The sequence below is a fragment of the Promicromonospora sp. AC04 genome (assembly GCF_003058225.1).
In the GTDB taxonomy this organism is placed as follows: domain Bacteria; phylum Actinomycetota; class Actinomycetes; order Actinomycetales; family Cellulomonadaceae; genus Promicromonospora.
Window position 1 is genome coordinate 158,485 of the sequence record NZ_QBUG01000010.1, and the last position, 21,828, is coordinate 180,312.

Here is a 21,828-nt window from a genome sequence, read left to right on the forward strand (position 1 = left end):
CCGTGACCCACCCCGCTCCGCTTGCCCTCACCGTCGTCGACGCCCTGCTCCTGCCCGGTGCGGACACTGGACCCGAGTGGTACTTCGGCTGGCTCCAGGTCGGCACCGACGGGCGCATAGTCGCCCTGGGTCCCGGGGACCCGCCGTCCGACACGCAGGGTGCGCCGGTGCTGGACGCCGGCGGCGCGATGGTGGCCCCCGGCTTCGTCTCCGCGCACTCGCACCTGTTCACGTCCGGCCTGCGCGGCATCTCCCCCGACGCGACCCTGTACCCGTGGGTGCGCTCGATGATGGAGCTGTTCCGGCACACCGACGCGGAGGACATGTACTGGGCGACGCTGCACGGGTCGCTTGACTTCCTCGCCAACGGGGTGACCAGCGCGTACAACTTCATGCAGTCCGGTGTCACGTGGCTGTACGACCCGCGCACCGCACGTAACGTGCTCGGCCGGGTGCACCCCGACGACTACACGACCCGCCAGATGGACGGCACCGTCGATGCCGGCCTGCGTGCCGTGCACGCGATCCGGCTGGACGACGAGGCGGGTCCGGAGGACCAGGTGCTCGCGACCTTCGCGCGCAAGGTGGCCGCGGCGCGCGCCCCTGAGCGGGCGGGCCGCGACCAGCAGCTGGGGGTGTCCGTGATGGGCGCCGTCCAATGGGCGGCCACGTCGCGCACCGCGGAGCTCGAGGTGCGCGTGATGCGCGAGCACGGCATCACCGACCAGGCCCACTTCGTGGAGACCGCCGAAGGGCTGGCCGTCCAGCGGGCCAAGTTCGCCTGGTACGAGGACGCCGGGGCGCTCGGTCCCGACCTGCTCCTCGGGCACTTCGTCCACCCCACCGACACGATGGTCGACCGCGTCTCGGCGGCGGGCAGCCCCGTGGTCTGGCAGCCGACGTCGAACGGGCGGCTCGGGTCCGGCGTCGCGGACGTCGTGCGCTACCGCGACGCCGGCATCGCGGTGGGCATCGGCCTGGACGACCAGTCGTGCACCGACATCTCCGACCCCTGGTCCAACATGCGGCTCGGCCTGTACTCGCAGCGTGCGCTGCACCACGACGCCGGGGTGCTCTCCCCGCGCGACGTGCTCCGCATGCACACGCTGGGGGCCGCCGAGGTGCTCGGCGTCGCCGACCGGGTGGGGAGCCTGGACGTCGGCAAGTACGCGGACTTCCTGCTCGTCGACCACCGGGCGCCGAGCACCGGCCCCGTATGGGACGTCGTCGCGACCTACGTCCTCGCGTGCGGCCTGCGCAACCTGCGCGCGACGTACGTGGGCGGGCAGTGTGTCGCCCGCGACGGGCGCGGGACGACGCCGCTCGCCGAGCGCGCCGACGCCGAGCTGGCCGAGCGGATCGAGCGAGCGGCGCACGCCGACGGGCGCAGGCTCGCGGTCACCGCGGAGCAGCTCACCTCGGCGCGCGCCCGGAGGGACTCGCGCGGACCCGACAACGAGGCGGCCGGCGCGCACCAAGCCGCGAGATAGAACGCCAGCCAGACAGAACCATGGCGAAGTAGAACTGTGCACGATGTCCTGAGACATCACAGAACTGTGGCGAGATAGAACTGAAGCGCGATCTTCGGTTCTATCTCGCCGGGGTTCGCCTTCGCCCTGGTTCTACTTCGGCGAGAGGGGGGTCAGTCCTCCGAGGCGGCCGACGGCGCCGCCAGGCCCGCAGTGATCAGGTCCATCACGGAGGAGTCGGCCAGGGTCGTCGCGTCGCCCACCGCCCGGTCCTCGGCGACGTCGCGCAGCAGTCGGCGCATGATCTTGCCGGACCGGGTCTTGGGCAGCTCCTGCACCACGAGGATCTTCTTCGGCTTCGCGATCGGGCCGATCTCCTTGCCCACGTGGTCGCGCAGCTCCTTCTGCACGTCGGCCGCGCCCTCCGGCGTCGCCGCCCGGCTCGCATGGCTGCCGCGCAGGATCACGAACGCGACGACGGCCTGGCCGGTGGTCTCGTCGTTCGCGCCGACAACCGCGGCCTCCGCCACGATCGGGTTCGACACCAGCGCCGACTCGATCTCCGTGGTGGACAGGCGGTGGCCGGACACGTTCATCACGTCGTCCACGCGGCCCAGCAGCCAGATGTCGCCGTCCTCGTCCTTCTTGGCGCCGTCGCCGGCGAAGTAGAGGCCGTCGAACCGCGACCAGTACGTGTCCTTGTAGCGCTCCAGGTCGCCCCAGATGCCGCGGAGCATGGACGGCCACGGCTCGGACAGCACGAGGTAGCCGCCACCACCGTCGGGCACGGGCTTGGCCTCGTCGTCGACGACGGTCGCCACGATGCCGGGCAGCGCCACCTGCGCCGAGCCGGGCTTGGTCCCGGTCACGCCCGGGAGCGGGCTGATCATGATGGCGCCGGTCTCCGTCTGCCACCACGTGTCGACGATCGGGGCCTTGTCGCCGCCGATGACGCGGCGGTACCACATCCACGCCTCGGGGTTGATGGGCTCGCCCACCGACCCGAGGACGCGCAGGGAGGAGAGGTCGAACCCGCCGGGGATGTCGTCGCCCCACTTCATGCAGGTGCGGATCGCCGTCGGCGCCGTGTAGAGGATCGAGACCTTGTACTTCTCGATGAGCTCCCACCAGCGGCCGCGGTGCGGGGAGTCGGGCGTGCCCTCGTACAGGACCTGGGTCGCGCCGTTCACGAGCGGCCCGTAGACCACGTAGGAGTGCCCGGTGACCCAGCCGACGTCGGCGGTGCACCAGTAGACGTCGGTCTCCGGCTTCAGGTCGAACACGTTCTTGTGGGTGTATGCCGCCTGCGTGAGGTAGCCGCCGGTGGTGTGCAGGATGCCCTTCGGCTTCCCGGTGGTGCCGCTGGTGTACAGGATGAACAGCGGGTGCTCCGCCTCGACGGCGACCGGCTCGTGCTGGTCGGACGCCTCGGCAAGAGCCTCGTGCCACCACACGTCGCGGCCCTCTACCCAGTCCACCTCCTGCTCGGTGCGCCGGACGACGAGCACCTTCCGCACGGTCGTCGGGTCGGCGCCCTCCTTGGGGGCGAGCGCCTCGTCGACGGCCGGCTTGAGGGCGGACGGGGCGCCGCGGCGGTAGCCGCCGTCGGCCGTGATGACCAGGGTGGCCTCGGCGTCGGCGATCCGGCTGCGCAGGGCGTCGGCGGAGAAACCGCCGAAGACGACGGAGTGCGGGGCGCCGATGCGGGCGCAGGCCAGCATCGCGACGACCGACTCGACGAGCATCGGCAGGTAGATGACCACGCGGTCGCCGGTCTGCACGCCCAGGGCGGTGAGCGCGTTGGCCGCGCGGGACACCTCCTGCTGCAGGTCGGCGTACGTGACCGTGCGGGTGTCGCCCGGCTCACCCTCGAAGTGGATGGCGACCCGGTCGCCGTTGCCGGCCTCGACGTGGCGGTCCACCGCGTTGTAGGCGGCGTTCAACGTGCCGTCGGCGAACCAGCGCGCGACGGGGGCTCCGCTCCAGTCCAGGGTCTCGGTGAACGGCGTCTTCCAGGTCACGAGGTTCTGAGCCTGCTCGGCCCAGAAGCCCAGGCGGTCGGCCGACGCCTTCTCGTACAGGTCGGCCTTCGCGTTCGCCTGGGCAGCGAACTCCGCGCTGGGCGGGAAGCTCCGGGTCTCGTGCAGAAGGTTCTCGAGGCTGGGGCTGGATGCCGAGCCCGACGTCGGGTTGGTGTCTGTCACGGTGTCCTCCGGTGCGCGTCTTCGCGTTCTTTCGGGCAGGGGCTTGGCGCTGCCTTGACGGTCTCTCTGCCCGGGAGTGTAGTCCCGGACGGTGACACCCCTCACAATCCGATGTCACCAGCTGAGACACCAGGTGCCTGCCACGGAATGGCCCGGCGACCGGCCACGTTGGGGCAGGCGTGAGCCTCCTCTTCGAACCGATAGCTCTTCGCGGCCTGTCCCTGCCCAACCGCGTCTGGCTTGCGCCGATGTGCGAGTACTCGGCGGTCGACGGCGTCCCGAACGACTGGCACCTCGTCCACCTCGGTACCCGCGCCGTCGGCGGGTTCGGGCTGGTCCTGACCGAGGCCACCGCCGTCGTGCCGGAGGGGCGCATCTCGCCGGAGGACACGGGCATCTGGAACGACGAGCAGACCGCCGCGTGGAAGCGCATCGTGGACTTCGTGCACGAGCGCGGGGCGCGCATCGGCATCCAGCTCGCCCACGCGGGGCGCAAGGCGTCGACCTTCCGTCCGTGGTCGCCCGTGCAGGGCAGCGTCCCGGTGTCCGACGGCGGCTGGCCGGCCCTCGGTCCGTCGGCCTCGCCCTACCCGGGGTACGCGACCCCGGCGGAGATGACGCCCGCGCAGGTGGCGGACGTTCCCGAGCAGTTCGCCGCGGCCGCGCGCCGGGCGCGCGAGGCCGGGTTCGACACGGTCGAGGTGCACGCCGCGCACGGGTACCTGCTCCACGAGTTCCTGTCGCCGCTCGCGAACTCCCGCACGGACGAGTACGGCGGGTCCGCGGAGGGACGCGCGCGGCTCGTCGAGGAGACGGTGGGAGCCGTGCGGTCCGCGTGGCCGGACGACCTGCCCGTGCTGGTGCGGCTGTCGGCGACCGACTGGCTCGAGAACGGCCTCGCCGTGGACGACGTCGCCGCGGTCGCCGGCCGCATCGGCGCGCTCGGTGCGGACCTCGTCGACGTGTCGACCGGCGGTGTGGCGCCGGCGACGATCCCGGTCGGGCCGGGCTACCAGGTGCCGCACGCACGACGCGTGCGCGAGGTGACGGGCCTGCCGGTCAGTGCGGTCGGGCTGATCAGCGAGCCGGCCCAGGCCGAGCAGATTCTCGTGGAGGGCTCGGCGGACGCCGTCATGCTCGGGCGCGAGGCCCTGCGCGACCCGTACTGGCCGCTGCGTGCGGCACACACGCTGCGCGAGAAGATCGGGACGGTGCCCGTGGACTCCGGGGTGGGGGCGCAGCCGCAGTACAAGCGCGCGCAGTGGCGATGACTCGTGATGGCTGTGCGGTGAGCGTGAATCACGGCTGAGGGCGATTCAACGCCGAGGGAATGTCGAGCGCGGTGATTCTTTTCCGGCCGGCGTGCATTCCGCGAAACGATTCGCCGAGCGGCCGGGCCCCTCGCACTTTCCGATCGCGATCCGGAAGTGCAAGGGCCCGGCCACTACGGTGGCGAGATCTCGGCCCACGAGTACGGAATCCGGGAGCATCCTCAAGCCGGATACCGCTCTCACCAGCTGGCGGGGTGACCGTGCACTTCGCTCGCTGCCGAACGGGCCTAGACCCTTTCGACCCCCAGGGCACGGTCCCTGCCGCCCTGAATTCTTGCTGTGAACACAATCACACTGCCTTCCGCATACAAAAGCAACCTGGACACGCTGATCTTCACAATTGCCAATTCCTGTCATGCTGCCAATTGGCTGGGAAAATCTTCGGCCTTACCGTGGCTTGACCTGATGCGGTTGTTCGGTCGACCTCGAAGGGCTGATCTCGGGGTTGTTTCTGGCGCGGAGCTCAGCGGCGCCGCGACCGGCGTCGGGCCGCGCGCCAGACCAGCCAGACGGTGACGCCCACTGCCACCGCGCCCACCACCGCGAGGAGCGGGACGGGCTCGATGCGCGGGCGCAGCGCGATCGGGCGGGTGAACGCGAGCACACCCCAGCCGGACTGCGCCGCCCGGCGCTTGAGCACCCGGTCCGGGTTGACCACGTAGGCGTGCCCGACCGCGGACAGCATCGGGGCGTCCGTTATCGAGTCGGAGTAGGCGAAGCTGCGCGCGAGGTCGTAGTCCTCTCGCGCGGCGAGCCGGCGGACGCCCACCGCCTTGTTGTCGCCGTAGTTGTAGAAGTCGATCTCGCCGGTGAACCGGCCGTCCCGGACCGTCATCTGGGTGGAGAGCACATGGTCCGCGCCGAGCACGGCGGCGATGGGCTCCACCAGCACCGCGGCCGACGCCGACACCACCACGACGTCCCGGCCCGCCGCGTGGTGCTCGGTGATGAGCTCGACCGCTTCCGCGTAGACGTACGGGTCGATGAGCTCGTGCACCGTCTGGGTCACGATCTGCCGGACCTTCTCCACGTCCCAGCCCGTGACGAGCGACGACAGGTGCGCGCGCATCCGTTCCGTCTGGTCGGCGTCGGCGTTGCCGATCATGAAGACGAAGTGGGCGTAGGCGCTGCGCAGCACGTCGGCGTGCGAGATGAGCCCGCCCGCGATGAACGGCTTGGAGAACGCCGCCGACGAGCTGGTGGCGATGATCGTCTTGTCGAGGTCGAAGAACGCGGCGGCACGCGGAGCCCGCGGCAGCGGTCGAGGAGCGATCTGGGGAACCTGCTCGGTCACGCGACGAGCCTAACGGGGTGTCCGGTCGTAGGACGGCTCTCAGCAGTGTGTTCTCCCATTCTGGATGAAATTCGTCCGTTCGAACGACAGACCCTGTTCACGGCGGGTCGGGTGTGCGAGCCCGACCACAGGCACCACTTTCCCCGGCCTGTGCACAGTCGCGCCGATGCGGGCAGCGCGGGGCGGCGTCGAGCGCCCAACCTGATTCCGGAGCCCGGGTGAAGTGCCCGGGCCGGGCCTGGTGGGTGCCGGGCGGAGGCCCGGGTCAGCCCGGGCAGAGGAGGCGCGATGGTCAGCACAGTTGGCGGAGTGTCGTCGGAGCCGGGACGCGTGATCGGTGTGGTCGGGGCGTGCGGCGGAGCGGGCGCGTCAGTTGTGGCCGCGTGCGTGGCGCACGGGCTGCGGCGGAGCGGCGAGCGCGCAACGCTCGTGGACCTCGACGCGCACGCACCGGGGACGGACCTGCTTCTCGGGTCCGACGGCGGGCGCGGCGCACGCTGGCCGGACCTGGTCGGGGCGCGCGGCGAGGTGGAGGGGGTGGGCGTGGTTGCGGCCCTGCCCCGCTGGGGTGTGGTGCCGGTGCTGAGCGGCACCGCGCTGGGCGCACCGCCGGACGACGACGTGGTGCTCGACGTCTGCCGTGGGCTGGTGCGAGCCGGCGAGACCCTGGTGCTCGACCTGCCGCGGCCCGGCGCCTGGGGCAGCGCGACCCGGCGGGGCGCCGGGCCCGCCGCGGAGGCGCCGGGCAGCGACGGCCTGGCCGTCCGGACCCTGCTGGCGGGGTGCGAGACGGCGCTGCTCGTGGTGCCGCTGACGCTGCCGGCAACGGTCGGTGCGCAACGGGCGCGCGACGCCCTGCGGGGAGCTGGTGTGCCCGACGTGCGGGTGGTGGCGCGCGGCCCCGCCCCCGGGGCGATCGACCAGGACGACGTCGTCGCCGCCCTGGGGCTGCCCGTCGTCGGGGTGATGGGTCGGGACGCCGGGCTCGCCCGGGCGATCGAGCGGGGCGAGGGCCCGGCGATGTCGCACCGAGCCACGCTCGGCCGGTTCGCCGCCGACGTGGCAGGTGCCCTGTGAGTGCGCCGGCGGTCGAGGTCTCCCTGCTCGACGACGTCCGCGCGCGGCTTGCGACCGGACGCACCGGCGCGGACGCCGCCGTCCGTGACGCGGTACGGGACTCCGGGCGGGTGCTCGGGTCCGACGCACTGCGGGACCTGGAGCGTGCGGCCCGGGCCGAGCTCACCGGTGCGGGCCCGCTGCAGCCGCTGCTCGACCTGCCCGACGTGACGGACGTGCTCGTCAACGGCCCCCGCGACGTGTGGGTCGACCGCGGTGCGGGGCTCGTGCGGGTCCCGACCGACCTGGGATCGGCCACCGAGGTGCGGGCGCTCGCCGTCCGGCTGGCTGCGCTCGGCGGCCAGCGACTCGACGACGCCTGCCCCACCGTGGACGCGCGCCTGCCCGACGGCACCCGGCTGCACGCCGTGCTGGAGCCGCTCGCCGAAACAGGCGCGGTGGTCTCCCTCCGGGTGCTGCGGTCTCGCGCGTTCACGCTCGAAGAGCTCGTCGCCGGCGGCGCCCTGCCCGGCCAGTGGGCGGGCCTGCTGCGGTCGCTCGTCCTGCGGCGGGCGAACGTGCTGGTCAGCGGCGGCACGGGCACTGGAAAGACAACGCTGCTCAACGCCGTGCTGTCCCTGGTGCCCGACGACGAGCGCGTGGTGACCGTCGAAGAAGCCCGCGAGCTGCGACCAGCGCACCCGCACGTGGTGCACCTCGCCGCCCGACGCGCCAACGTCGAGGGCGCCGGTGCCGTGGACCTCGCAGACCTCGTGCGGAACGCGCTGCGCATGCGACCCGACCGGATAGTGCTCGGCGAGTGCCGGGGCGCCGAGGTGCGTGAGGTCCTCATGGCGATGAACACCGGGCACGACGGTGGCTTCGCGACCCTGCACGCCAACGCGGTCGCCGTCGTACCGGCTCGGCTGGAGGCGCTCGCGGGCCTGGCCGGGATGACCCGGGAGGCGGTGGCCGCGCAGGCCGCCGGCGGGCTGGACGTGGTGCTGCACCTCCGGCGGTCGCGCGGGTCCCGGTACCTGGCGGAGATCGGGCTGGTCGGACGCACCCGGGGCGGGGAGCTGGAGGTGCGGACGGCCGCGTGCTGGGACGGGAGTGGTGGCTGCGAGGTCGAGCCTGGCGCGTGGGGCGAGCTCGTGGGGAGGTACGGGCCGTGGTGAGAGTCGCGGAGTCGCTCGGTGTGGGCCTGCTCGTCGTCGTCGGTGCCTGGCTGGTGCTGGCGCGCGGTGGTCGTCGGTTGCGGGACGTGCTGGCTCCTTCCGGTCCCGGTCCTGTCTCTAGCCGCGCTCCGGGTGTTGCTCCAGGTGCCGCGGCGGTGTCGGTCGGGGCGGCTGAGGCTGGGCGGGGTCGCAAGCGACCGGCCGGACGAGGTCCCGGCGGTGACGTCCGCGTGGTCGTGCTGCAGGTCGTCGCCCTTCTCAGGGCAGGGTCGCCACCCGGTGCGGCGTGGTCGCGCGCGGTCGGCGTCGAAGTAGACCTCGCCGGCGTGCCCGATATCGCAGCGCTCGCCCGGGTGCTCGGCGTCCGGCACGCGGAAGCGGTGGTCGCCGCGACCAGGCTCGCGCTCGACGTCGGGGCGCCGCTCGGGCGGGTCCTGGAGCAGGTCGCCGGAACGCTCGTCGCGGAGGCCGAGGCGCGAGCCGAACGAGACGCGGCGCTCGCCGGTCCGCGGACGACGGGGCGGCTGCTCATGTGGTTGCCGATCGCCGGCGGGTTCCTCGGGTGGGCCCTCGGTGCCGACCCGGTGGCCACCGCGACGGACGGTGGTGTCGGCACGGCCGCGGTGGGCGCCGGCCTGGTGCTGCTCGTTGCCGGACGGGTCTGGTCGGACCGGCTGGTGGGCGCCGCCCGCGGCGCCGACCGGGCTGGCGTGGACGTCCAGGTGGTGCTGGAGCTCGTGGCTGGCGCCATGCGGGCCGGTGCGGGTGTGCCGCGCGCGCTCGAGGCGACGGGCGCCGCGGTCGGCGGGCCCGACGGCGAGGTGCTCACCCGGGCGGCGCACGCCCTGGTGCTCGGCGCCACGTGGGACCGGGCGTGGGCGTACGCCCCGGCAGTGCTCGACCCGATGGTCCGCGCGCTGCGCGGCGCCTGGCTGGACGGTGCCGCACCGGGGGAAGCGCTCCGCGCCGCCGGTGAGGAGGTGCGGCACGTCCGGAGCTCCGCGGCGCGGACGGCGGCCGCCCGGCTCGGGGTGCGGCTCGTGCTTCCGCTCGGCGTCTGCTACCTGCCGGCGTTCGTGCTGGTGGGCCTGGTCCCGGTGCTGCTGGCGCTGGGGATCGACCTGCTCACGGGCTGAGCCGGGACTCGCCTGGGGGCCCCAGAGGTCCCGGTGACCGGCGTCGGGCAGTCGGCGTCGGGCAGGAAAGAGGACTTCGGCGCGCTCGCGTGCGTCGATGCCGTCCGCCGCACGGCGGACGGGGCCTGCTGCGGCGGGCCGTACAGGGTGCCCGCGTGCGGGCCGGATGCCCGGACACGGGCTGGAGAAGGAGGAGACATGACGATGACGACGGCGGTGGCCTGCCCCGAACCGGAGGACCGGTCGCAGGCGGAGGTCGACGGGCGCGAGTCGGAGAGAGGGCTGGCTACCGCCGAATACGCGATCGCGACGCTCGCCGCGGCCGGCTTCGCGGGCGCGCTGATGGTGGTCCTCAAGGGGGGTGACGTGAAGGGGATGCTCACGTCGCTGATCCACTCGGCGCTCTCGATCGGCTGACCCATGGCGGAGCGTGAGTCGGAACGGGGCACGGTCACGGCGGAGCTGGCCATCGGGCTGCCCGTCGTGGTCCTCGTGCTCGTCGCCGTGCTCACCCTCGCGGCCGCGTCCACGGCGCAGATGCGTGCCCTGGACGCGGCCCGTGCGGGGGCGCGGGCGGTGGCGATCGGGGAGCAGGGGCCGGCGGTGGCAGCCGCGGTGACGCGGGTCGGAGGGCCCGAGGCCGAGGTGTCGGTCGCTCACGAGGGCGAGTGGGCCCGCGTGACGGTTACGCGGCCGGTCGCGGGCGGCTGGCTGGCCGGGCCGCTGCGAGCCACCGGCACGGCGGTTGCCTGGGTGGAGCCATGAGCGCCAGGTGGCGTGATCCGGAACGTGGCGCGGGCACCGTCCTGGTGCTCGGGATCGTCGCCGCGACGCTGCTGCTCGCCCTCGGGATCGCGGCGCTCGGCACCGCCCAGAACGTCCGCGGCGCGACACAGGCAGCGGCGGACCTCGGCGCCCTCGCCGGCGCCACCGCCCTGCGTGACGGCTTCGACCCGTGCGGGACGGCGGGCGCGGTCGTGGCGCGCAACGGTGCCGAGATCGCGTCGTGCGAGGTGCTCGGCGGAGGTGTGGTGCGGGTAGTGGCGACACGTGCAGCCGCCGGGCCGGGCGGGGAGCTCGGTAGCGCCCTGGGTCAGGCGCGGGCGTCCGCGCGAGCCGGGCCGCGGGTCGGTGCGCCGCCGGAGAACGGATCAGAAATGGGATGACATGGCTTCCATACGCCTCGTAGTATTCCTGCTATGGATAGTACGGAGGATGCGATGAGCGCTCAGGATGCGCTTTCGCCGTCGGGCGACGTTGCGCTCGACGTGCGTGACCTACGGATGCGGTACGGGACGAAGGACGTGCTCACGGGGGTGTCGTTCGCGGCGCTCCGGGGTGAGGTTCTCGCCCTGCTCGGCCCCAACGGCGCGGGCAAGACCACCACCATCGAGATCCTCGAGGGCTTCCGCATGCGGTCGGCAGGTGAGGTCTCGGTGCTCGGGGAAGACCCGGCGCACGGCGGTGAGGCATGGCGCGCGCGGCTGGGCGTCGTGCTCCAGTCCTGGCGGGACCACGGCCGGTGGCGGGTGCGGGACCTGCTCGGGTACCTCGCGCGGTTCTACCGCCCGTACGCGACCGCGGAGGTCTCGCGGCCGTGGGACGTGGACGAGCTGATCAAGGTCGTGGGCCTAGCGGAGCTCGCGAACGCCAAGGTGATGACGCTGTCGGGCGGTCAGCGGCGGCGCCTGGACGTGGCGATCGGCATCGTCGGGCGGCCGGAGCTCGTGTTCCTCGACGAGCCGACGGCGGGTTTCGACCCGCATGCCCGGCGGGAGTTCCACGACCTGGTGCACCGCCTGGCGGACTTCGAGAACACGACGGTCCTGCTCACGACGCACGACCTGGACGAGGCCGAGAAGCTGGCCGACCGGATCCTGGTGCTCGACGAGGGCACGATCATCGCCAACGGTTCCGCGGACCAGCTGGCGCGCGAGCTGACCACCCAGGCGGAGGTGCGCTGGACGTCCGAGGGGCGCCGGCACGTGCACGCCGTGACGGAGGGTGACCCCACCGGGTTCGTCCGTCAGCTGCTGACCGGCGACCTCGGCGTCACCGAGCTGGAGGTCAAGCGGGCCAGCCTCGAGGACACCTACATGTCGCTCGTCCACCGGGCCGAGACGGACCAAGCACAGCAGACCGATCGGACCGAGCAGACAGAGGAGGTGCAGTCATGACCACGACCACGCAGCCGGAGGCACGCTGGGCGGCCGTGCGGGCCGGGCTCACCCGGGGCTGGCTCGAGACCAAGTACTCGATCAAGGAGCCGGGCGACCTCGTCTGGATCCTGGCGTTCCCCGTCATCTACGCCGTGGTTCTGCTGTTCATGCGGGGCAGCACGGTGCCGGGCACCGACTTCGCGCTGGGGGCCATGGTGCTGCCGAGCCTCGTCGGCATGGGGATCGCGTTCGGCGGGCTGACCGGGCCCGCCAGCACGATCGCCGTGGACCGGGAGGACGGGACACTGCTCCGGGCGAAGGCGACGCCCAACGGGATGATCGGCTACCTGGTCGGCAAGATCCTGATGTTCGCGCTGACCACGCTGGTGAGCCTGATCGTGATGGTCATCCCCGGGGTCATGGTCGCCGGCGACCTGCGGCTGGACGCCCGTACCTGGCTCCTGCTGACACTGATCTTCCTGGTCGGCATGGTTGCCACCGTCCCGATCAGCGTCGCGCTCGGGTCGCTGCTCAAGACCTCTTCGCAGACGGGGCTGCTGTTCCTGGGGTCGATGCTCCTGATCGTCCCGTCCGGCATCTTCTACCCGATCACCGCACTTCCCGAGTGGCTCCAGTGGGTGGGTCAGGCGTTCCCGTACTACTGGCTCGGGCTCGGCGCCCGGTCGGCGATGCTCCCGGAGAGCATGGCCGCCGCGGAGATCGGCGGGTCGTGGCGCACTCTCGAGATGTTCGGGGTGCTCGGCGTCTGGGCAGTCGTGGGTATGGTGCTCGCGCCGATCGTGCTTCGCAGGATGGCCCGCAGGGAGTCGGGTTCCACAGTGGCGGCGGCGCGGGAGCGCTACATGACCAAGGGGTACTGAGTTGGTGGGGGAGCAGCCCGACGTCGTCCACAACCGCATTGCGATGCTGCGTGCCGAACGGGGCATCTCGCGGCGTGAGCTGTCGGAGGCACTCGGGGTGCACTACCAGACCGTCGGGTACCTCGAGCGCGGCGAGTACAGCCCGTCGCTGTACCTCGCGCTGCGGATAGCGGAGTACTTCGGCGTCGCCGTCGAGGTCGTGTTCTCGACGAGCCCGTTCAAACGCCTGGGCGAGTAGATCTCGGTTGTGGGCGCGACCGTTGCGACTGTATGTCCGACTTAGGCGCCATGGTCGCGCCCACAACCAAGACCTAGCCGCGCGCTCCGCCGTCGGGCGTGCCCTGGGGGACGTGGGACAGCACCGCGTCCAGGAGCCGTACGGCCGCGGCCTTGTCGAGCGGCGCGTTGTACGAGCCGCACTTCGGGGACTGCACGCATGCCGGGCACCCGTCGGCACAGGGGCAGGCCTCGATCGCGTCTCGGGTGGCCCGGAGCCACGTCGCGCCCAGGTCGTAGGCCCGCTCCGCGAAGCCCGCTCCGCCGGGGTAGGCGTCGTAGACGAACACCGTGGCCTCGCCGGTGTCGGGGTGCAGCTCGGTCGACACCCCGCCGAGGTCCCAGCGGTCGCACGTCGCCAGCAGGGGCAGCAGCCCGATCGACGCGTGCTCCGCGGCGTGCAGCGCACCCGGCGCCTGCTCGGGGGAGATGTCCGCGGCGCGCAGCACGAACTCCGGTACCGACCACCACACCGCGACGGTGCCGAGCGTGTGCTCGGGCAGCTCGAGCTGCTCCGTCCCCAGCACCTGCATGTCCGGCACACGACGCCGCTGGAAGCTCACCACCTGCGACGTCACCTCGACCGACCCGAGGCCCCACGTCACGGGCCCCCACTCCCGGGTGACCAGGTCGTGGCCCGGGCCGTCCTCGCCCCCGTCGGGCCCTTCGGAGTCGTCCCAGCCCTCGATCGCCACCGACATGACCGAGCGAGACCACGTCCCGTAGTCGAGCTTTCGCCGCTGCACGACGGCGGTGTGGTCGGTCAGGTCGAGATACGTCACCACGTAGGTGGTGCCCTGGTGTACGTAGACGGCACCGTCGTGCACCTGGCCGTCCGCGGACGCCGCGTCGACCGTCCCGAGCATCCGGCCCGTCCCCTGCTCCACGACGCGCACCGGCGACCCACCCGCGCCGCGCAGGTCCGTGAGGCCAGCGGCGGCCTGGTGGTGGGTCCAGTACCACCCGGATGTCCGACGCCGGAGCGCACCCCGGGCGACCAGCACGTCCAGGATCCCGCGCACGTGGACAGGATCGCCGAACGCCGCGAGGTCCTCGGTCCGCAGCGGCGCCTCCTGGGCCGCCGCGCACAGGTGCGGCGCCAGCACGTGGGGGTTCGCGGGGTCGAACACCGTGGCCTCGAGCGGGGCGTCGAACACCGCCTCGGGGTGGGTCACGAGGTAGGTGTCGAGCGGGTCCTCGCGCGCGACGAACGCGACCAGGCCGTCCGCGCCCGCGCGCCCGGCGCGGCCTGCCTGCTGCCACAGCGACATGCGCGTGCCCGGCCACCCGGCGATGAGCACCGCGTCCAGGCCGGAGATGTCCACACCGAGCTCGAGCGCGTTGGTCGTCGCCAGGCCGAGCAGGCCGCCCGTGCGGAGGGCCTGCTCCAGCTCGCGGCGCTCCTCCGGGAGATAGCCGCCGCGGTAGGCCGCGATCCGGCGGGCGGCGTCGGGGGCGTGGCGCAGATGGTCGCGGGCCTGCTGCGCCACGGACTCCGCGCCTCGGCGGGACCGGGTGAACGCGAGGCTGCGGGCGCCGGCCGCGGCGAGGTCGGCGAGCAGGTCGGCGACCTCGGCGGTCGCCGACCTGCGGGGGTGCTCCGGCGGGGCCTCGGTGGCGACGGCCTCGGTCTCCGGCTCCGGCTCGGCAGCGGCTAGGGCCCAGGGATCCGGTCCGGCGAGATCGGCTCGTTGCATCGAGTTCGGCTCATCGCTGGACCGATCTCGATGCGAACTGCCGACCTCGGCGGAGTCACCGTCAGCACGCGGTCGCCAGCCCATGATCTCGGGCGGCTGCCACAGCACCACGGTGCGGCGTCCGGAGGGGGAGGCGTCCTCCGTGACGGCGGCGACGTCGTCGGGCGGGATGCCGATGAGGCGGGCCGCGCTGACGGCGGGCTCGGCCGTCGTCGCCGAGGCGACGACGAAGGTGGGCGAACCCTCCCCGTACCGCGCCGCGAGGCGCGCCAGCCGGCGCAGCACCAGGGAGACGTGCGCGCCGAAGACGCCGCGGTAGGCGTGCCCCTCGTCGACGACGACGTACCGCAGCCCCTTCAGCAGCCGTGACCAGCGGCGATGGTTCGGCAGCAGGGCGTAGTGGAGAAAGTCGGGGTTGGTGAGGACGACGTCGGCGTGGTCCTGCACCCAGGAGCGTTCCTCGCGGGAGGTGTCGCCGTCGCACGTGGCGACGCGGACATCCCGCGTGCCGGCCGCGTCGAGAAGGCGTTCGAGCCCGCTGAGCTGGTCCGCGGCCAGGGCCTTGGTGGGGCTGAGATAGATGGTCGTGGGGCGGACATGCGCCGACTGGATGTTCCCCGGGTCGAGCGTGGCGGCGGCAGCGGCGGTCCGGACCGCGGACAGCGCGGGCAGCCAGAACGCGAGCGACTTGCCCGAACCCGTCGACGTGGCCAGGGCGGTGTGCCGGCCCTGGTGGACGAGGTCGGCGGCCACTGCCTGGTGGGTCCAAGGCCGCTCGACGCCGAGCTTCCGGTACCCCTGCACCACCGTCGCGTCGGCCCAGGCGGGCCAGTCCGCGTGCTCGGCCTTGCGCTCCGGGAAGACGCGCGACGCCGTCAGCCGCTCGGCGCGCGCGCCACCGGCGAGGAGCACGTCGAGGAGGGGGTGGGTGGAGACGTCGGGCACGCAGGACAGTGTCGCACTCGGGGTGTCTCTCAAGGCGTGGTCAGGCTGCTCAGGGTGATCGGTATCGACTTGCTCAAGTCCGGAGAGTTCACCCGCGAAATGGCTGAGTGGCGCGCCACGGCGCAGGTAGGTTCACGCCGTCACACCAGTTCAAGCGGTTGCCGCAGGAGGACTTGATGAAACGCTCCCTGATTGCCGGAGCCACAGTGGCAGGGATGTTGTTCGGGGCGTTTGTCGCGCCTGCCACGGTGGCGGCGTCCGCGGAGACGACGCCATCGCCCGAGGTCGACTGCGGCATCACGGTCTGGGGCGAGGCGGAGGCGGTGTCGCTCGCCGAGGCGTGCGACAAGGACGTCGAGGTGATGGGCGCCACCGGGGACGGTGCGCGGCTCTTCGCCGAGCCCGACGGGGAGATGCGGATCGAGGCCTCTGGCCTTGACCCCTACGTCACGACAGGGGCAGCGGCGCGCACCGCTCTCAACCGAGCATCCGGGGGCGACTACGGCTGGACGGGCACCCGGTGGGTCGGCTACTGCGACCCCGCCGAGTACGCCGAGGGGTGCGACGCCGCAGGCGTCCAACGGCTTGCCTGGCAGTTCGACGGCATCGGGATCCTCGAAGATCTTGCGCCGGGGGACATCACGTCGGCCGAGCTCATCCTGAACTCCAACGTGGCATGGCTCGACAACGTGGACTGCACGCCGAGCACCCTTGACCTCTATGACATCCCGCGGATCTCGGCCAGCACGGGCTGGTCGAGCACGTCGGCCTGGACGGCGGACCGTCGTGCCGGCGACATCACGTTCTACGCACCGGCGTGCGAGCAGTCCCCCGGCTACACCGGCTACTTCGACTTCGACGCGACGCAGCTCGCGGTCAATGCGGTGCGGGACGACCGGTCATCGGTGACGGTCGGCGTCCGGGCAGCGGACGAGACGTGCATGGCGTGCGGCTGGACCTCCTTCAAGCCGAGCGCGACCCTGATCATCCGTTTCAACAGGGCGCCGCTGACGCCGACCGACCTGATGATCGGCAGTGCCGACCTGGGCTGGGGGCAGGCATGTTCTGCCGAGCGAGTCATGCGTACCACGACGCCTCGTCTGTCGGCAGACATCACTGACCCTGATCCGGCAAGTAATCCTGACGAGAGCGCTCCAGTCACCGCCACATTCCGGGTTGCTCGAGCGGATGCGCCCGACGACGTGCTCTGGGAGGGGTCGGAGTCGTCCTCGCACGCGGACCGACACAGTCTTTCGGTGTCGTCGGGGATTCTGGAGAACGGCGCTCGCTACGTGTGGTCTGTGTTCGGAACGGACGACGGCGGCCTGGCTGGCCCGATCGCATCGTGCACGTTCGCCGTCGACATCAGCGCTCCCGCCGCCCCGATCATCATGCCCTTGGTGGGTGGCCAGGCGGTTTACCTCGAAAGAACCGTGCGGGGCGGCCTCGGAGTGCCAGGTTCGTTCCTGTTGACGAGCTCGTCGGACGACGTCACGAGGTACCGGTACGGCGTCAATACACAGATCCCGTCGAACGAGATCGTTGCGACCGAGAACACGGTCCTGAACATCGCGCCCACCAGAACGGGCCTGAACTACCTGTCGATCGACGCGATCGACAAGGCGGGCAATGTCAGCGCGCAGGTCATCTTCGAGTTCTACGTCTCGTTCAATGCCCCAGTTCCGCCGCCCCCGGCGATCACCGTGACCGGTCCGACGTCGTACACGTTCGGGGACGTCGTCACCGCCTCGGTGACGCTCAGCGATGACGCGGCCACCCCGTACGGGACCGTGACGGTCAGGTCCGGCTCCACCGTGGTCGGCAGTGCGGCTTTTGACGAACGCACGGAGGAGCTGGAGCTCGACGGTCAGGCGCTGGGCGCGGGAACCAAGGCGCTGACATTCACGTACCAGGCGTTCTCGAATGCCCCGGCATGGAGCACGCAGCGGACCGTGACGGTCACGCCGCTGGTGTTCTCCATCTCGCGGCTCCCGTCGATCTCCGGCACCGCCCAGGTCGGTCAGACCCTCACCGCGATGCGGTGGACCTGGACCCCGACGCCCACGACGGTCAAGTACCAGTGGCGCCTCGACGGCCAAGCTGTTTCGGGTGCGACGTCGCGGACCTGGACGGTCCCGGCGTCGGCCAAGGGCAAGCGGGTCACGGTCGCGATCACCGGTTCGAAGACCGGGTACACGACCAAGACCGCAGTGAGCCCGTCGACGACAACGGTGAAGGCTGGGGCGTTCGTCGCGCCGCGCCCGACGATCACGGGGACCGCGAAGGTGGGTTCTACGCTCAAGGCGGTGCGCGGCACGTGGACGCCGCAGCCGTCCACGGTGAAGTACCAGTGGAAGGTCGGCGGCGTCGCAGTCACGGGCGCGACGGACTACTGGTTCAAGGTGCCGGCTTCCGCGAAGGGCAAGCGGATCGCCGTCGTGGTCACCGGTTCAAAGCCGGGCTACGTGACCAAGACCGTTACCAGCCCGCTGACCAGCGTGATCCGCTGAACGAACCTGGGGCAGCTCACAGGTCCGACGACCGTGAGCTGCCCCAGACAGATCGAGCGTCCGGCGCGCCATCGGCGCACCGAACGCTCGATCAGGTCAATGCCCCGTCATCGGGATCAGGTCACTCTCCCGTAGGCCACACCACGCGGGCCGACCCGCCGCCGAGCCGAGTCGGCTCCGCTACGGCGGTGAGCAGGCCACCGGGACCGATCTCGATGGCGGTAGCCGCCCCGAGCGCCGCGCTGTACGGCCTGAACGCCTGCCCGTACCCGGCAAGCGCCGTGCCGTACCTGTCGACGAAGGCCTGCTCCGCCAGCGTGCTCGTCGAGGTCTGCGGCGTCGCCCGCGGTGCGGCGATCGCCTCCTCGATGGTCATGCCCAGGTCGATCCGGTGGATCAGCATCTGCAGGACCGTCGTGATGATGAACGACCCGCCCGGCGACCCGAGCGCGAGCACCGGACGCCCGTCCTCCAGCACGATCGTCGGCGACATGGACGAGCGCGGGCGCTTGCCCGCCTCGATCCGGTTCGGGTCGGCGGCGTCGTACACGAGGCTGAAGTCCGTGAGCTCGTTGTTCAGCAGGAATCCGCGTCCGGGCACCACGATCCCCGACCCGCCGATCTGCTCGATCGTCAGCGTGTACTCGACTACGTTGCCCCACCGGTCCACCGCCGTGAGGTTCGTGGTCGACGTGCTCTCCGTGTCCTCGGGCTCGGTGCCGGGCGCGGCGGGTTCGCCGCACACGCCGTCGTACGACCTGGCGTCACCTGCCGCCACCGGCCTGGGGGCCGCTGCCGACGGGTTGATCAGGCACGCCCGCTCCTTTGCGTAGGTGTCGTCCAGGAGCCCGGCCAGCGGCACGTCCACGAAGTCGCTGTCGCCCAGGTAGGCGGCCCGGTCCGCATACGCCAGGGCACTCGCCTCGATGTAGTGGTGCATCACGGCCGGCTCGTCCAGAGACTCCAGGTCGAACTGCTCCAGGATGTTCAGCGCCTCGCCCACGGTGGCCCCGCCCGACGCCGGCGGCGCCATCCCGTAGACGTCGTACCCGCGGTACGAGACGACCGCCGGATCCCGGTCCACGACCTCGTACGACGCGAGGTCCTCGGTGGTCATCGAGCCGACCGGCACCGGGAGCTCCGTGCCGGTCGCGACCGGCGGCGCCTGCACCACGTCCGCGATCTCCTGGGCGAGCGCCCCCTCGTAGAACGCGTCCATGCCCCCGTCAGCGAGCATCCGGTACGTCGCCGCGAGCTCAGGGTTGCGGAACACCGACCCGACCGCCGGCGCCTCGCCACCGGGCAGGAACAGCTCGCTCGTGGAGGTGATCGCCTCGAAGCGCTCCTGGTTGATCACGGTCTGGTCGTGGAAGAGCTGGTCGACGACGAAGCCCTCCTCCGCGACGGTCGTCGCCGGGCGCAGCGCCTGGCTCAGCGACGTCGTGCCCCACAGCTCCAGCGCGCGCTCCCACGTGGCAGGCGTTCCCGGGACGCCGACGCTGACGCCGCCGGTGACCAGGTCCGGGGTGAACGGGTACGGCTTTCCGGTCGCCGGGTCGATGAACGCGTCGTGCTCCATCGCCGCGGGCGCCGTCTCGCGCCCGTCGATGGTCTCGACCTCGCCGGTCGCGGCGTCGTAGTGCACGAAGAACCCGCCGCCGCCGATTCCTGCGCTGTACGGGTCGGTCACCCCGATCGCCGCCGCCATCGCGACCGCGGCGTCGGTGGCGTTGCCACCCTTCTTCAGCACGTTCAGGCCCACCTCGGAGACGACCGGGTCGAGCGAGCTGACCGCGCCGCCGTACCCGACTGACGTCGGCACCTTCGGCGGAACCTGCTTCGAGTCCGGGGTCGAGGCGTCGGCCGGGCTTGCCGCGATGGCACCGGCCAGCGCCAGGGCCAGTGCGCCCGTGACCGCTGACGAACGAACGACGAATCTCCTGCGCATGCTGATATTTGCTCCTCAGATGTGTTCGACCCGCTATGGGTCGGCAAGTCATAGACGCGCGGGATCACCATAAAGTTGTGGATGGGATGAAATTCGCCGCGCCGCGCCGGTCGTGCACGGTCCGCTGACCAGCGCGATCCGTTGAGCGGTCCGCGAGGGCTCAGAGGTCGAAGAGCGTGGGCTGCTCCAGGTAGACGCCCTCTGTCTCCAGCATGCGGAGCTTGGTGCGCGGGCCCCCGCGAGCGGAGAATCCGCCGATGCGGCGGCCCGCGGCCAGCACCCGGTGGCATGGCACGATCGGCGGGAACGGGTTGCGGCCCATCGCCTGACCCACGGCCTGCGCCGCTCCGGGCGTACCCAGCTCGGCAGCGACCTCGCCGTAGGTGCGGGTCTCGCCGGGCGGGATGGCGCGAACCACCTCGTACACGCGGCGGTCGAAGTCGGGGAGGGCGCTCATGTTCAAGGGAATCTCCCCGAGGTCCCCGACGCCGTCGGCGAGCAGCCGCGTCAGCGCGGCGACCGCCGGCGCCACCGGGGCGGGCGAGGCCTCGACGGCGCCCGGGTACCAGCCGCGCACCGCGCCCCGCACCTGGTCGGCGCTGCCGTGGGGGAGTGCGGATCCGACGATCTCCGCGTCCTCGTTCCAGACGAGCGCGCACTCGCCGATCGCCGTGGGGATCACCGCGAACTGAAGGCTGTTCTGGGCCATGCGCCACACGATAGGCGGCACCACCGACAGTCGATCCAGCGCCGCTCGCTCAGCGCCAGATGGTGGCGATCGTGGCGCCCGTCCGAGTCTCTGAGACGGAAGACGTCTATACGGGGATGGCTCAGGCGGCCAGTGCGCCGAGCGCGCGGCGCACTCGTGCCGGCGTCGTGCCGAGCGTCGCCTGGACGGCACGGGTCAGGTGCGCCTGGTCGGCGAAACCCAGGTCTCCGGCGATCGCGGCCAGATCGGCGTCGCCCGCCTCGAGCCTGGCCAGTACCCGGCTCAGCCTTACCCGGTTGCGGAACCGGGTCAGGCTGCTGCCGGTCTCCGCATGGAACACCCGGCTGAGGTGGGCGGGCGAGACCCCCAGGGCGCGGGCCAGGCTCACCAGGTCGCGTGACGAGGGGACGTCGTCCAGGACCGCCTCGCGCGCGTGCGCGGCCAGTCGCGCCCGTGCAGCGCGGGCGGACGGCGTCCGGGCTGTCGCGCGGGGGACGTCCGACGCCGAGGTATGGGCAGCGGTCGCCACCGTACGGACCAGGCGTTCGGCGGGGTCCGCCGCGTCGAGCGCCGTCCGGAGCAGGAGCCGGTGGGCCAGCTCCGTGGCGCCGTCGACCCGCACGGTGGTGGGCGCGGGCCGGTCTCCGACTATCTCCCGCCAGAGCGTGGCACCCACCGAGACGAACGTGCACACGTCGCCGCCGGACGGATGCGCGAAGCGCTGGTCCAGGCCGGGAATCTGGGCGTAGCCCTGCGTCACGTCCACGGACTGCTCGACGCCGCCGTTCACCAGCCGAAAGTGCCCTCGGCGGGGCAGGACGAGCCCGAACGTGTCGGGCGGCTCGGCCGCGGACCACCCCCGGTGGTCGTCCGAGCACGCCACCACCCGCACCGAGTACTCGGGCGTAGTGAGGACGGGTGTTGAGCGGCGCACGACCCCACCGTAGGCCGGGTCACCGACACTCCAGCCCACCTGGCCCAAGCCGGACGCCGAGCAAGGATGTTCAAGACCGGCGCGCGCCGCCGTCGGATCCT

18 protein-coding genes are annotated in these 21,828 nt (G+C 72.1%); 12 read left to right on the forward strand and 6 right to left on the reverse strand.

Translation table 11 applies throughout. The features are described 5' to 3' along the window. The first annotated feature begins 2 nt into the window (after positions 1-2). Positions 3-1,490 (forward strand): amidohydrolase family protein, encoded by a 1,488-nt coding sequence (locus C8K30_RS23815; RefSeq protein ID WP_108495381.1) that lies wholly within the window; start codon positions 3-5, stop codon positions 1,488-1,490. A 152-nt stretch (positions 1,491-1,642) separates the two neighbouring features. On the opposite strand, the gene acs is transcribed toward C8K30_RS23815, so the two are convergent. Beyond that, the gene (acs, locus tag C8K30_RS23820) at positions 1,643-3,673 is read right to left on the reverse strand and encodes an acetate--CoA ligase (protein ID WP_108495382.1); all 2,031 of its coding nucleotides are present in this window, start codon (positions 3,671-3,673) and stop codon (positions 1,643-1,645) included. Positions 3,674-3,852: 179 nt separating this feature from the next. On the opposite strand from acs, the gene C8K30_RS23825 reads away from it, so the two are divergent. Beyond that, complete coding sequence (locus C8K30_RS23825; protein WP_108495383.1) at positions 3,853-4,944, forward strand: NADH:flavin oxidoreductase/NADH oxidase; 1,092 nt, start codon at positions 3,853-3,855, stop codon at positions 4,942-4,944. A 523-nt stretch (positions 4,945-5,467) separates the two neighbouring features. On the opposite strand, the gene C8K30_RS23830 is transcribed toward C8K30_RS23825, so the two are convergent. Further along, positions 5,468-6,298, reverse strand: coding sequence for an HAD family phosphatase (locus tag C8K30_RS23830; protein WP_108495384.1), 831 nt, complete (start codon positions 6,296-6,298; stop codon positions 5,468-5,470). Positions 6,299-6,586: 288 nt separating this feature from the next. Between C8K30_RS23830 and C8K30_RS23835 the strand changes: the two genes are divergently transcribed. From C8K30_RS23835 to C8K30_RS23875, 9 genes are all read left to right on the forward strand, one after another. Beyond that, positions 6,587-7,375: a pilus assembly protein FlpE gene (locus C8K30_RS23835; RefSeq protein WP_108495385.1), complete on the forward strand. Its 789-nt coding sequence runs from the start codon at positions 6,587-6,589 to the stop codon at positions 7,373-7,375. Then, the gene (locus C8K30_RS23840) at positions 7,372-8,532 is read left to right on the forward strand and encodes a TadA family conjugal transfer-associated ATPase (RefSeq protein ID WP_108495386.1); all 1,161 of its coding nucleotides are present in this window, start codon (positions 7,372-7,374) and stop codon (positions 8,530-8,532) included. The genes C8K30_RS23835 and C8K30_RS23840 overlap by 4 nt, the downstream gene beginning before the upstream one ends. Further along, complete coding sequence (locus tag C8K30_RS31390; protein ID WP_233257397.1) at positions 8,526-9,668, forward strand: type II secretion system F family protein; 1,143 nt, start codon at positions 8,526-8,528, stop codon at positions 9,666-9,668. Before C8K30_RS23840 ends, C8K30_RS31390 begins: the two co-directional genes overlap by 7 nt. 198 nt (positions 9,669-9,866) lie before the next feature. After that, the gene (locus C8K30_RS23850; RefSeq protein WP_108495387.1) at positions 9,867-10,085 is read left to right on the forward strand and encodes a DUF4244 domain-containing protein; all 219 of its coding nucleotides are present in this window, start codon (positions 9,867-9,869) and stop codon (positions 10,083-10,085) included. A 3-nt stretch (positions 10,086-10,088) separates the two neighbouring features. Further along, complete coding sequence (locus C8K30_RS23855; protein WP_108495388.1) at positions 10,089-10,433, forward strand: TadE family type IV pilus minor pilin; 345 nt, start codon at positions 10,089-10,091, stop codon at positions 10,431-10,433. Continuing rightward, positions 10,430-10,834, forward strand: a complete 405-nt coding sequence (locus C8K30_RS23860) for an Rv3654c family TadE-like protein (RefSeq protein WP_108495389.1) — start codon at positions 10,430-10,432, stop codon at positions 10,832-10,834. Before C8K30_RS23855 ends, C8K30_RS23860 begins: the two co-directional genes overlap by 4 nt. 54 nt (positions 10,835-10,888) lie before the next feature. Next, positions 10,889-11,845 (forward strand): ABC transporter ATP-binding protein, encoded by a 957-nt coding sequence (locus C8K30_RS23865; protein ID WP_199230665.1) that lies wholly within the window; start codon positions 10,889-10,891, stop codon positions 11,843-11,845. Then, on the forward strand, positions 11,842-12,708 hold the full coding sequence (locus C8K30_RS23870) for an ABC transporter permease (protein ID WP_108495391.1): 867 nt from the start codon (positions 11,842-11,844) through the stop codon (positions 12,706-12,708). Before C8K30_RS23865 ends, C8K30_RS23870 begins: the two co-directional genes overlap by 4 nt. Positions 12,709-12,712: 4 nt before the next feature. Then, positions 12,713-12,946 carry a helix-turn-helix transcriptional regulator gene (locus tag C8K30_RS23875; protein ID WP_233257398.1) on the forward strand — a complete coding sequence of 78 codons (234 nt, stop codon included), beginning with the start codon at positions 12,713-12,715 and terminating at the stop codon, positions 12,944-12,946. Positions 12,947-13,019: 73 nt separating this feature from the next. On the opposite strand, the gene C8K30_RS23880 is transcribed toward C8K30_RS23875, so the two are convergent. Next, complete coding sequence (locus C8K30_RS23880; RefSeq protein WP_233257399.1) at positions 13,020-15,626, reverse strand: DEAD/DEAH box helicase; 2,607 nt, start codon at positions 15,624-15,626, stop codon at positions 13,020-13,022. 176 nt (positions 15,627-15,802) lie between these two features. Between C8K30_RS23880 and C8K30_RS23885 the strand changes: the two genes are divergently transcribed. Further along, positions 15,803-18,136: an Ig-like domain repeat protein gene (locus C8K30_RS23885; protein WP_146197584.1), complete on the forward strand. Its 2,334-nt coding sequence runs from the start codon at positions 15,803-15,805 to the stop codon at positions 18,134-18,136. Between the two features lie 121 nt (positions 18,137-18,257). Here the strand turns inward: C8K30_RS23885 and ggt are convergent, their stop codons facing one another. The 3 genes from ggt to C8K30_RS23900 form a co-directional block, all read right to left on the reverse strand. After that, on the reverse strand, positions 18,258-20,084 hold the full coding sequence (gene ggt, locus C8K30_RS23890) for a gamma-glutamyltransferase (RefSeq protein ID WP_108495393.1): 1,827 nt from the start codon (positions 20,082-20,084) through the stop codon (positions 18,258-18,260). A 160-nt stretch (positions 20,085-20,244) separates the two neighbouring features. Then, positions 20,245-20,793, reverse strand: coding sequence for a methylated-DNA--[protein]-cysteine S-methyltransferase (locus tag C8K30_RS23895; protein WP_108495394.1), 549 nt, complete (start codon positions 20,791-20,793; stop codon positions 20,245-20,247). A 121-nt stretch (positions 20,794-20,914) separates the two neighbouring features. Further along, positions 20,915-21,727 (reverse strand): AraC family transcriptional regulator, encoded by an 813-nt coding sequence (locus tag C8K30_RS23900; RefSeq protein WP_108495497.1) that lies wholly within the window; start codon positions 21,725-21,727, stop codon positions 20,915-20,917. Between the last annotated feature and the right edge of the window lie 101 nt (positions 21,728-21,828).